This window comes from Hypericibacter terrae (genome assembly GCF_008728855.1).
In the GTDB taxonomy this organism is placed as follows: Bacteria; Pseudomonadota; Alphaproteobacteria; order Dongiales; family Dongiaceae; genus Hypericibacter; species Hypericibacter terrae.
The window spans coordinates 5774960-5787259 of record NZ_CP042906.1; the positions used below are offsets into that span (position 1 = coordinate 5774960).

8 protein-coding genes are annotated in these 12300 nt (G+C 67.9%); 1 reads left to right on the forward strand and 7 read right to left on the reverse strand.

Annotated features, from left to right (window positions below):
* Window positions 1–33: 33 nt before the first annotated feature.
* Window positions 34–1968 carry a polysaccharide biosynthesis protein gene (locus FRZ44_RS26390; protein WP_225308461.1) on the reverse strand — a complete coding sequence of 645 codons (1935 nt, stop codon included), beginning with the start codon at window positions 1966–1968 and terminating at the stop codon, window positions 34–36.
* A gap of 103 nt (window positions 1969–2071) precedes the next feature.
* On the reverse strand, window positions 2072–3091 hold the full coding sequence (locus FRZ44_RS26395; RefSeq protein WP_151179992.1) for an MraY family glycosyltransferase: 1020 nt from the start codon (window positions 3089–3091) through the stop codon (window positions 2072–2074).
* Between the two features lie 353 nt (window positions 3092–3444).
* Here FRZ44_RS26395 and FRZ44_RS26400 point away from each other — a divergent pair, with 353 nt between their 5' ends.
* Window positions 3445–4851, forward strand: a complete 1407-nt coding sequence (locus FRZ44_RS26400) for a nucleotide sugar dehydrogenase (RefSeq protein ID WP_151179993.1) — start codon at window positions 3445–3447, stop codon at window positions 4849–4851.
* A 293-nt stretch (window positions 4852–5144) separates the two neighbouring features.
* Here the strand turns inward: FRZ44_RS26400 and FRZ44_RS26405 are convergent, their stop codons facing one another.
* From FRZ44_RS26405 to rpe, 5 genes are all read right to left on the reverse strand, one after another.
* Window positions 5145–7169, reverse strand: a complete 2025-nt coding sequence (locus tag FRZ44_RS26405) for a methyl-accepting chemotaxis protein (protein ID WP_191908310.1) — start codon at window positions 7167–7169, stop codon at window positions 5145–5147.
* Between the two features lie 355 nt (window positions 7170–7524).
* Window positions 7525–9555, reverse strand: a complete 2031-nt coding sequence (locus FRZ44_RS26410) for a HAMP domain-containing methyl-accepting chemotaxis protein (protein WP_151179995.1) — start codon at window positions 9553–9555, stop codon at window positions 7525–7527.
* Complete coding sequence (locus FRZ44_RS27190; RefSeq protein WP_191908311.1) at window positions 9519–9770, reverse strand: hypothetical protein; 252 nt, start codon at window positions 9768–9770, stop codon at window positions 9519–9521. Before FRZ44_RS27190 ends, FRZ44_RS26410 begins: the two co-directional genes overlap by 37 nt.
* Window positions 9771–9797: 27 nt before the next feature.
* Entirely contained in the window at window positions 9798–11483 is a 1686-nt protein-coding gene (locus FRZ44_RS26415; protein WP_191908312.1) for a heparinase II/III family protein, read from the reverse strand.
* A 100-nt stretch (window positions 11484–11583) separates the two neighbouring features.
* Window positions 11584–12264, reverse strand: a complete 681-nt coding sequence (gene rpe, locus FRZ44_RS26420; RefSeq protein WP_151179997.1) for a ribulose-phosphate 3-epimerase — start codon at window positions 12262–12264, stop codon at window positions 11584–11586.
* Window positions 12265–12300: the final 36 nt, after the last annotated feature.

Genomic DNA, 12300 nt, shown 5'->3' on the forward strand with positions numbered 1-12300 from the left:
GGACGTGGGGGTCGGCGTCAGCGCCACGCCATATCACGACGCCGCCTGGCCCGGAAGCCGATGGCTCGCATAGGGCCCTTGCGGCCGATAATCGGGCACCAGCGCGGTCAGGGTCTCGACCAGGAGCCCCGCTTGTCCCTCCCGGGCCGCGGCGGCCAGCCGGTCGATCCCGGTCTCGAGCTCATGGAGCGAGGCGGCGCGGGGCTCGGCCTGGAGCACGCCCGCGACCGCCGTCGGGGCCGGGTTCTCGTCCGGCGCGAACAGCATCTCGGTCAGTTTCTCGCCGGGCCTGAGGCCGGTGAAGGCGATGGCGATATCGCGCTCGGGCTGCCGGCCCGAGAGCCGGATCATCTGGCGTGCGAGATCGAGGATCCGCACCGGCCGGCCCATCTCCAGCACCAGCACCTTGCCGCGGGCCTCGCCCGCGAGCGCCGGTGCCGAGGCCTGGAGCACCAGCTCTACGGCTTCCTCGGTGGTCATGAAGAATCGTGTCATGGCCGCATCGGTCACCGTCACCGGGCCGCCCTCGGCGATCTGCTTCTGGAACAGCGGCACGACCGAGCCCGAGGAGCCCAGCACATTGCCGAAGCGAACCGCGACGAACCGCGTGGCGCCGGGGCCGCCGCTGCGATCCAGCGCCTGACAGTAGCTCTCGGCGAGTTTCTTGGTGGCGCCGAGAACGCTTTCGGGCTGCACCGCCTTGTCGGTCGAGATCACCACCATCGCCCCGGCGCCCGACTTGATCGCCGCCGCCGCCAGATGGCGCGTGCCGACGACGTTGGTGAGCACCGCCTCGTCGGGATGGCGTTCGCAGACCGGCACATGCTTGAGCGCCGCGGCATGGAACAGGATTTCCGGCAGGGCGGATCCCACCGCGCGCTCGAGCCGGCCGCGATCGCGCAGATCGCAGAGCTCGGTCGCCAGCGCCAGTCCCGGATGTTTCGCGGCGAGCTCGGTCGCGATCGCATGCAGCAGCGATTCCGAATGATCGAGCAGCGTGAGGCGCGCCGGCGCCAGCGCCGCGATCTGGCGGCAGAGCTCGGCTCCGATCGAGCCGCCGGCGCCGGTGACCAGCAGCCGTCTGCCCGCGACCAGGCGTTCGACCGGCGCGCGGTCCAGCACATGGCGCGGGCGGCCCAGCACATCCTCGAGCGCGATCGGACGCACCGCCAGCCGATCCGAGCGCGCGCCCGGTTTGAGCTCGGTCAAGCGCGGCAGCCTCGCGAGCGTGAGGCCCTTGCTCTCGGCCAGCTCGAGCAGCCGCGCGATGGCAGCGCCGTCGAGGCTCTCATCGGTCACGATCAGCCGCTGCGGCGCATCGCCCTTCGCGACAAGGCGATCGATCACTTCCGCCGCCGCGTCGAGATTGCCCGCGACCGGCACGCCCTGGATGCGCCTGCCGACGCGCTGGCCCGAAGGGTCGATGAGGCCGACGACATGGTAGGGCGCGGTGGTGCCGCGCGCCATGTCGCGCAGGAAGAGTTCCGCGCCGTCGCCGGCCCCGATCAGCAGCACGCTGGCGCGCCCGCCATGGCTGCGCTCGAGCAAGTGATCGAGCCCGCCATCCTTCCAGATGCGATAGGCGAAACGCGGCGCACCCAGCAGGAACAGCAGGACGAAGGCATTGATGACGAGCGTCGAGCGCGGCAGACCTTCGAGCCGGTTGAACAGGAAGAGCGCGGGCACGAACAGCAGCATGATGACCGCGACCGCGCGGCCGATCTCGATCATGTCGCGCAACGAGGCGTAGCGCCACACGCCGCGATAGAAGCCGCTGGCGACGAAGACGGTCGCCGCGACGATGGTGAAGATGGCGGTGCCGAGCCAGAGATAGCCCGAGGTCTGCCAGGGAAAGGCCTGGGCGCCCAGCCGCAGATAGAGGGCGAGCGGGAAGGAGATCGCGGCCATGATCGTGTCATGCAGCAGCGCGATGCCGGCGCGTCCGCCGAGATCCAGTCTCATCGCCATACCGAGCCCAGCCCCATTCCCATGACGCTGTCTTAGCACAAACCGCGCGCCGCGGACCGGGCGGCGCCCGGGTATAATCGGTGGCGGGCCATGGGCGCGATCCTCATTCGACCGGCACCGGCGGCGGCTTCGGCGGATGCTTGAGCTTGCGCATCAGCAGCCAGACCGTCGCCGCGGCGCCGACCAGCCCCAGGGCCTGCTGGTCGCGCTCGGCGCCCAACGCGAGCAGGGCGAGCGCGCCATTGGCGACGAGGGCCAGGCCGGCCACCCGGGCCTGGCTGTGGCCGAGCTTGATCGCCGCCGAGTTCGAATGCTCGGCATGGGATTCGAGCAGCGGCGCGCGCCGCCAGGCGCGCTTGATCAGGGTGAGCGTGGTGTCGGCCAGGAACCAGGCCGGCAGAATCAACGCCGCCGCCCAGGCACCCTCGCTCGCGGCCCAGAGCAGCAGCCAGCCGATCAGATAGCCCAGCGGGATGCTGCCGACATCGCCGAGGAAGATCTTCGCCGGCGGCCGATTCCAGAACAGAAATCCCAGCGCGACGCCGCCGAGCGCCAGCCCCTGCGCCGCCGTCAGTCCCGTGACCCAGCCCTGGTCGATCGCGATGGCGGCAAGCCCGAGCCCGATGGTCAGGGCCTGGCCGCCCGCGACCGCATCGCTGCCATCCATGAAGTTGAACAGATTGACGAACCAGAGCCAGAGCAGGCCGCTCAGCGCCAGATCCAGCGGCCGCGGCAGCCAGCCCTGGAAGACCGGCGGCAGTTGTGCCAGGGCCACGAGTCCCAGGACTACGGCCAGGGCCTGCACGCCCAGCCGCGGCAGGGCCGGGAGGCCGTGGAGATCGTCGATCCAGGAGACGATCGCAACCAGGACGGTGCCGATCACGAGCATCCAGGGCAGCGCCATGGCGCCCGGATCGAAGGCCGGCAGGAACAGCCAGAGGAGGGTGAGGATCGGCACGACGGCGAGTCCGGCCCCGCGCGGGGTCGGCACGCGATGGACGCTGCGCTCGACCGGCCGGTCCAGCACCTTGCGCTGCAGCAGATAGAGCCGCGCCCAGCCGCAGAAAAGCAGGCTGGCGAGGAAACTGCCGGCGAAGAGCAGGGCCATGGTGGTAACGGTCATGCTGGCCGCCTTATAGCCCGAGCGCCGGCCGACCGGATAGCGATTGTGGCCATCATTGGTTGCGGCCGGGGCAATCCCGAGGGCAATCGCATCTAGTGAGGCGAGTGAATCCCCTCGCCCAACTTTTGGGGGAGAGTTGGGGAGGAGGCTGCTCGATGTCGGCCCCTTGGCATCCCGACGGGATCGTGGACCGAGTCATCCCCCTCCCTGCCCTCCCCCAAAAGTTGGGGGCGGGGAAACAAGCGTCACATGCGAGAGCCCCACGAGGGCGGCCGTGCGGCCCTGCCTCGATTGACTTTGGCCAGGGCCTAGGGGAAAGAGGGGGCCGCTTTGATTCCGGGAGCTGCCCCTTCATGAGCCTCGATCCGTCGCCGACGAGCACCCGTGCCCGGCCGCAAGCGCCGATCCGCAGCGGCGAGCCTTCGCCGGGCGAGGCTGTGGCTGTCATCGGCCTCGGCTATGTCGGCCTGCCGCTGGCGGTGGCGCTCGACCGCGGCCAGCGCAAGCAGGGCGGTGGGGCGGGCTCCGTCGTCGGCTTCGACATCAATCCGCGCCGCATCGAGCTGCTGCGCCAGGGCCGGGATCACACCGGCGAGGTCGAGAGCGACGCGCTGCAGGCGGCGAAGATCCATTACAGCGCCGATCCGGCCGAGCTGCGAGACAAGGACATCTACATCGTCACCGTGCCGACGCCGGTCGACGAGAACAACAGGCCCGATCTGGGCGCGGTCGAGACCGCCTGCGAGATCGTCGGCGCGGCGCTCAAAGCCTCGAAGCCCCTGCCGCAGGGGCTGCCGGTCGTGGTGTTCGAGAGCACGGTCTATCCCGGCGTGACCGAGGACTTCTGCGCGCCGATCATCGCGCGCGTCTCGGGCCGCGAGGCGGGCCGGGGCTTTCTCATGGGCTATTCGCCCGAGCGCATCAATCCGGGCGACCGCACCCGCACCGTCGATCGCATCATGAAGGTGGTGTCGGGCGAGACGCCGGCGGTCGCGCAGCGCCTGGAACGGCTCTATGGCCAGGTGACCTCGGGCGGCATCTTCGTCGCGCGCGACATCCGCACCGCCGAGGCCGCGAAGGTGATCGAGAACGCGCAGCGCGACATCAACATCGCCTTCATCAACGAAGTGACGATGATCTTCGGCCGGCTCGGCCTCTCGGTCTATGACGTGCTCGAGGCCGCGCGCACCAAATGGAACTTCCTCGATTTCCGCCCCGGCCTCGTCGGCGGTCATTGCATCGGCGTCGATCCCTTCTATCTCGCCCATTGCGCCGAGGCGCTGGGCCATCATGCCGATGTCATCCTCGCCGGGCGGCGCATCAATGACGGCATGGGCGACCACATCGCCGAGCGCATCGTCGACAGCTATGCGCAAGGCGATCAGGGCGACGGCCCGCCGCGCACGCTGGTGCTGGGCCTGACCTTCAAGGAAAACTTGCCCGATCTGCGCAATTCGAAAGTGGTCGATCTGATCCAGGGCCTGCGCTCGCGCGGCCATCGGGTCGAGGTCCATGACGCGCGCGCCGATCCGGCCGAGGCGAAGACGCTCTATGGCGAGACGCTGCGGACCGGGCTGGGCCTGGCTCAAGGCGAGGCGCCGTTCGATTGCGTGGTGGGCGCCGTTCCGCACGAGGCCTACAAGGCCCTGGGCGCCGCCGAGCTCGCCCGGCTGGTGCGCCCGGGCGGCCTGGTCTGCGACGTCAAGGCGATGTGGCGCGGGCGGGCGCTGCCGGACGGGTTGCGGCGGTGGGAGCTGTAGAGAGAGGCGCTGTGAGTCTGCACAAACAGTCTCACCCCCTTCCCAGCCGCCGAAGGCGGCGTGCGGGAGGGGGTAGGGGGAGGGTGCCTGCCGACATGCGGGCTGCTGCAGGAATCGCGAACAGACACAGCCGTCGAAAGCTCGCTTGAACCCACCCCTCCCCCTACCCCCTCCCGCAAGGGAAGGGGGTGAGATCTTTCTTTAAGCCACTCCGAATTCTTCATCGCCGCAGAAAAAGAAAGGGGCGCCCTCTCGTCGAGGGCGCCCCTTTGCGTCGTCCGATCCGGGAGGGATCAGGCGGCGCGGATGGTCGCGATGAACTTGTCGACCTGGCTCTGCAGCTCGACCGACTGCTTGCCGAGCTCCTCGGCCGCGCCCAGCACCTGCGTGGCGGCGCTGCCGGTCTCGCCGGCCGCGCGCGTCACGCCGCCGATATTGCTCGAGACTTCGGCCGTGCCCTGCGAGGCCTGCTGGACGTTGCGCGAGATCTCCTGCGTCGCCGCACCCTGCTCCTCGACGGCCGAGGCCACGGTCGTGGTCACGGCGTTGATGCGCTGGATCACCTCGGCGATGCTGGCCATGGCGCTGACCGATTCGCCGGTAGCGGACTGGATCGCGGAGATCTGCGCCGAGATGTCCTCGGTCGCCTTCGCCGTCTGGGTCGCGAGGCTCTTCACCTCCGACGCCACCACGGCGAAGCCCTTGCCCGCCTCGCCCGCCCGCGCCGCCTCGATCGTGGCGTTGAGAGCGAGGAGATTGGTCTGGCTCGCGATCTCGTTGATGAGCCCCACCACCTGGCCGATCTTCTCGGCCGCGTCGGCGAGACCCTTCACCGTGTTGTTGGTCTTCTGCACATGCTCGACCGCGTTCTGCGCGATCTGCGAGGAGTTGGACATCTGCTGGCTGATCTCGCGGATCGAGGCCGACAGCTCCTCCGACGCGGAAGCGACCGTCTGGACGTTGGTCGAGGCCTGCTCGGAAGCGGCCGCGACGGCGGTCGACTGCCGGCTGGTCTCTTCCGCGGTCGCGGTCATGGTCTGCGCCGAGGACTGGAGCTCGGTCGCAGCCGACGACACCGACTGCACCACGCCCTTGACCGAGGCTTCGAACTCGTCGGCCATCTTGTTGAGCATGATCTTCTTGTCGGCTTCGGCCTTTCGCTTCAGCTCCTCCTGCTCTTCGGCGAGCCGGTCGGCACGGATCATGTTCTCCTTGAAGACCTGGACGGTCTTGGCCATCAGGCCCACCTCGTCGCCGCGATCCTTGGCCGGGATCTCGATCGACTTGTTGCCGCCCGCCAGCGCTTCCATCGCCTTGGTCATGGCGACCACGGGCTTGGAGATGCTGCGGCCGGTGAAGAAGGCGATCAGCAGGCCGATCAGCACGGCGGCACCCGAGACGATGGCGGCGGTCCAGCGCAGCTCCTCCATCGAGGCGGTGGCCCGCGGACCGATCTCGTCCTGCACGGCCTTGCTGGCGGTGACGATGCCGTCGAGCATGTCGAACATGCTGGGCCCGAGCTTGTTGAGCTTGTCGGCGACGGTGCTGTTGCGCGCGAGGATGTGGCTGTGCACAGCCTCGAAGGTGGCCAGATACTCCTCCGCACCCTTGGCGATCTCGTCGCTCAGGGAGCGCCGGGAGGCATCGGACGATGACCTCGACAGCATGCCGAGATCCTTCTTGAGCTCGGCGAATTCCTTGCGGACCTCGTCGGCCTGGGTTTCGAGATTCTCACCGAGAAACTTGACCGCATTCAACCGCCCCACCAGGAGCGCGCGGCGCGCCGCACCGGCCGTAAAGGCCTCGTCGATGCCGCCATCGGCCTTCGCGCCCTCGGCGATCTGGGTGAGCTTCGCTTCCAGCTCGGGCCCGATCTGGTTCATCTTGGCGATGAGCGTTTCGGTCTCGGCCTGCACGGCGATGACATCTTCGAAGGCGGCGCGATAGTCCTTCATATCCGCGTCGACGGAAGCCAGGCTGGACAGGCCTTCGTCGCCCTCTGCGAACAGGTCGTGAATGGCCGAGATCTTGTCCGGGATGGCATCGACCGCGGTCAGCACCTTTTCCGCCGACTCCTTGCTGCCGGTCAGGACGAAGTCCTTGACGTTGAGGCGCGCGACCAGGAGGTCGTTCTCGATGACGCCGGCGGCGACGGTGATGCGAGCCCGGCCGCGATAGGCCGCGAAATCCGTGCTGCTGTTGCCGAAGCCGATGAAGCTCACGGCACCGACGAGGAGCAGCAGAGCCAGGATGACGCCGGTACCGATGGCGAGCCGGACCCCGATCTTGAGATTCGAGAAACGCGAGAGGAGAGGCATGATGGATTGTCCTTCGAACGAAAACGGAAATGAGTGTTCGCTCGATCCCCGCGCGAACATGGACAACCTGTAATGCCCAAGTCCTAAAGAAACTCCTGATTTTGCAATCTGCAAAATTGTGAACGCGGCTTATCGGAGGATGTATCCAGGCGCGCGACCGTCGATGAGGAGTTTCTTAACGGCGGGGGAATCCGCGCGCACGGATGCGCCGAAGGAGGGCGTCGTCGAAGTGAAACGCCCGCAAAATATGCACGCGATCGGCCGTGATGATCGCTGGGCCATCGGCCAATAAAAAAGCAGACGCCCCCCGCGGGAAAGCGGAGGGCGTCCCGGGCTCGCGATGCCGAACGGAAGATCAGGCGGCGCGGATCGTGGCGATGAAGTGATCGACCTCGCGCTGCAGGGTCACGGACTGCTGGCCGAGCTCCCCGGCCGCCGTCAGCACCTGGCCCGCGGCCTTGCCGGTCTCGGCCGCCGCCTGGGTCACGCCCGTGATGTTGCTGGAAACCTCGGTGGTGCCGACGGACGCCTGCTGGACGTTGCGCGAGATCTCCTGGGTGGCCGCGCCCTGCTCCTCCACGGCCGAGGCGACCGCGGTGGTCACGGCGTTGATGCGCTGCATCACCTCGCCGATGCTGCCCATGGCCTCGACCGACTGGTCGGTCGCGGCCTGGATGGCGGCGATCTGGCCGCCGATCTCCTCGGTCGCCTTCGCGGTCTGGGTGGCGAGGCTCTTCACCTCCGACGCCACCACCGCGAAGCCTTTGCCGGCTTCGCCGGCGCGCGCCGCCTCGATCGTGGCGTTGAGAGCGAGGAGATTGGTCTGGCTCGCGATCTCGTTGATCAGGCCGACCACCTGGCCGATCTTCTCGGCCGCTTCGGCCAGGCCCTTCACCGTATTGTTGGTGCGTTCGACGTTGTCGACTGCCTCGCGGGTGATCTTGGAGGAATTCGCCATCTGCTGGCTGATCTCGCGGATCGAGGCGGACAGTTCCTCCGAGGCGGACGCCACCGTCTGGACGTTGGTCGAGGCTTCCTCCGAGGCGGCCGCGACCGCCGTGGACTGGCGGTTGGTCTGCTCGGCCGTGGCGCTCATGCTCTGGGCCGAGGACTGAAGCTGCGTCGCCGCCGAGGACACCGATTGCACCACGCCCTTGACCGAGGCTTCGAACGCATCGGCCATCTTGTTGAGCATCGCCTTCTTGTCGGCTTCGGCCTTGCGCTTCAGCTCCTCCTGCTCCTCGGCGAGCCGATCCGCGCGGATCATGCTTTCCTTGAAGACCTGGACGGTCTTGGCCATGAGCCCCACCTCGTCGCCGCGCTGCTGTCCGGGGATCTCGATGGTCTTGTTGCCGCCGGCCAGCGATTCCATCGCCCGGGTCATGCCGACCACGGGACGCGAGATGCTGCGGGCGGTGAAGAAGGCGATCAGGAGCCCGATCACCACCGCGAAGATCGAGAGGGTCACGGCGGTCCAGCGCGTGTTGTTCATCTCGGCGGTCGTTTCCGGTCCCAGCTCTTCCTCGATGGTCTGGTTCTCGGTGATGGTCTCGTCGAGACGCTTGCGCATATCCGGCGCGATCTTCTCGAGCTTGCCGCTGACGATTTCGTTGCGCGCGCTGATATCGGCCTGCGCGGCATCGAAGGCGTCGGCGAAGGCCTTGACCCCGCCCGCGACCTCGTCGGCATCGGCCTGCAGTTTCACGTCATGCAGCAGGCCGTGAAGCTCCTGGGCGAGGCCCGTCACCGCCTGCAGCTCGGTCTCGGCCGATTTGGCGATCGCCGGATCGTTGCCGGCGAGGTACTTCGCGACGTCGAGCCGGGCGACCAGGAGATGATTGATCGCCTCGGCGGCCTTGTCGGTGGCATCGGCTTCGCCGCCGCTCGCGGCCGCATTCATGACGCTGGTCAGGTCGCCGTCGACCTTGGCTTCGGCGTCGTTCAGGCGGCTCATCAGATCGTCCGACTGCTTGCTCAGGCTCACCACCTGCTCGAAATCCTGCATGTAATCCTTCATGTCGGATTCGATCGAGCCGATGTTCTGACGTTCCGTGTCGGTATCGTTGAAGATCGCGACCGAGGTCTCGATCGCCTTGAGGGTCTCGTCGCTCGCCTTGCGCGCGGCCTCCAGCTCCTGGGCATCGTCGTTGCCGATGAAGTTGGTGACGGCGAGATTGGTGCGCAGGAGATCGGTCTCGATCGCGCAGGCGGCCACCGTCTGATGGGCGGCGGACTGGTATTCGGCGAACTTGCCGTTGGCCGCGCCCAGCGCCACGAAGCTGACAACACCTACGATCGACAGCAGACCGAGAATGACGCTGGTGCCCAGCGCCAGCCTGGTGCCGATCTTCAGATTGGAAAATCGCAATGAACCCGCTTGAGCCATGATCGTCCGCCCTCATGCCGATGGAAGTGGCTTTCAAAATGAAAGCTCAGGCGGCGATCAAAAGACCGAGGTGCTGAACGAGGAATTACCGGCCGATTTTTGTAATGTGAAATATTTGCAATGTTCTCTTTCGGCGAATCCGGCTTCTTTTGTTCACGACCAAAAGGAGAAGTTTCTTTCGGTTTTTTACCCGAGCGGTAGCCGCCCTCCCCCATTCGGATCAATCCGCCATGCCGGCCGTGTCATTTCGGATCGGGCGGCGGGTCCTCGTCCGCATGGCCGAGCGGTTCGGCGGCACGCAGTTCCCGCGTCAGCGCCCAGCGCAGCCAGCTCTCTTCGCCCTCATGCGTGGCCTCGACCAGAACCTGCTGGCTGCGACGCACCCGGCCGCGGCGGCCGGCATAGACGCTCTCGGCGAGACTGACGGCGGCGCCGTCGATCCGGAGCCGCCAGCCGGCACCGGATGCCAGTCGCAACAGGACCGTGTGACCGTTCTGCGCCAAGGTCGCCTGCACCTCGGGATGAAGATGGAAGCGGACCGTGACGGGAATGCCGGCGACCGGCCGGCCGATCGCATTGAGGCGATCCTCGCCGCGCAGCTCTTCGCCATTGGCGGCGATATAGAGCCGCCGGCGATGGCGGATGCCAAAGCGGCCGGCATAGCCGTCATGCGCCAGATCGAGCCAGACGGCACCGGCTTCCTCCTCGCGCTTGCAACTGACGAAGCCCGGCCGGGTGGCGAGCCCGCCGCCGGGCAGGAGCAGGCTGGAATCCTGGCCGCCCAGGGCGAGCGTGGAATGGGCGGCGGTCGCGCGCAGCGCTTCGTCCCAGTTGGGATCGGCGGGATGGGCGCCGCAGCCGGTGATCAACCGCTCGGCGCCGATGCCGACCTCGATGGCGAAGCTGCCGGCATGGGTACCCTGATCGAAGCCCGGCGGCGCGGGACGTCCGGCCTCGACCAGCGCGATCATGCGCCCTGCCGCGAGGCGCTGGAATCCGACATGGGGCGCCTTGGTCATGGCCTGCGGCGTTTCGCCGGCCGCCGTCAGCACCGTCTCGATCAGCCCTGCCGTCTCTTCATTGGCGCCGTTGAAGAGAGCGAGCCCGCCATCGCCATGCTGCAGCAACCGCAGCACGGGCGCCAAGGCGCGCAGCGCGGCGCCGATCGCGGGCGAGGCAGGCCGGCCCGTGCGCATCAGGGCCGTCTCGATCTCCGCCAGATCCCGGATCACGCGCAACTGGCGCGACGGGTTGCGCTCGGCATGGCCGCCATCGGGCAGGATCTGGCGGACCAGCTCGGCCTCGAGCGAGCGGAGGGCCTGGCGCTCCCAATTCTGTGCACCGGGCAGCGCCAGGCTTGCCAGCAGCAGGCCTTTGAGGGCCTCGATCAACGCCGACCCGCACAGGCCGCCCGGCAGCAATCGCGCCAGACTGGCGCTCTCTTCGGCAATTCGCTCGCGCCAGCGCTGATCGAAACTGGAATCGCCACCGACCAGCAGACGGTCCGCCGATTGCAGCCAGGCGGCCAGCCGCCGGCCGGCGATTCCCGGATGCCGCAGGGACCGGCTCCGGCTTTGCGGCAGTTGCAGCCATTGATCGATCAGTTGACGCGCCAGCACGATGCCGGCATTGCCGGCCGAGACCAGATCGGCCAGCCAGGCGAAGCCATGGAGCTCGGCCGTGAGGCGCTCGCTGTCGGGCTCGAGCGTCCAGAAGGGCTGCAGCAGCGGCAGGCGGCGGCCAAGGAGCTCGATCTCGCCGCGCAGAATGGCCGTGCCGCGTTCCGGCATGCCGGGCCAGATGCCGGGACCGGTCGCCGTCAGCGCCGCCGGCGACGGGCTTCGGGGCTTGGGCGGCGGGAGCCGGCTCAGCAGCTCATAGCGCCAGCGCCCGATAAGCCAGCCTTCGGGCATGGCCATCGCCCGCATGGCCGGTATCAATCCCCCCGACCACGAGCCGCCGGGGCGGGAAACGAACGCACGCCGAAGGGAATCGATTCCAGGGGCCATCGAGGGTCCCCCTGGCGGCTCAGGCCGCTTGCCGCAGCCGGCGGATATTCTCGGCATAGGCGCCGGCACCGCCGGTGAAGGTTGCGGTCCCCGCCACCAGCACATCGGCGCCGGCGCGAACGGCATCCGCCGCGGTCAGGTCGTTGATGCCGCCATCGACCTCGAGGTCGATCTTCCGGCCGGGTGTCGAGGCCACGACCGCATCGATCATGTGCCGCAGGGTCGCGATCTTCTCGAGCTGGCTGCGGATGAATTGCTGGCCGCCGAAGCCGGGATTGACCGACATCACCAGCACCAGATCGAGATCGGCCAGCACCGGCTCGACCATCGCCAGCGAGGTCGCGGGGTTCAGCGCGACGCCGGCGCGTTTGCCCAGCGACTTGATGAGCTGGATGGTGCGGTGGAGATGCGGCCCCGATTCCGGATGCACAGTGAGGATGTCGGCACCGGCCGCCGCGAACTCGGGGATATAGGGATCGACCGGTGCGATCATCAGATGCACGTCGAACGGCTTCTTGCTGTGCGGCCGCAGCGCCTTCACCACCAGCGGTCCGATGGTGATATTGGGCACGAAATGCCCGTCCATCACATCGACATGAATATAATCCGCGCCGGCCGCATCGATCGCGCGCACTTCCTCGCCGAGTCGGGCGAAATCCGCGGACAGGATGGATGGAGCGATGCGGGTGGGCTGGCGCATGGGACCCTCTGAAACCATTCTCAACTAGCAGGCGCA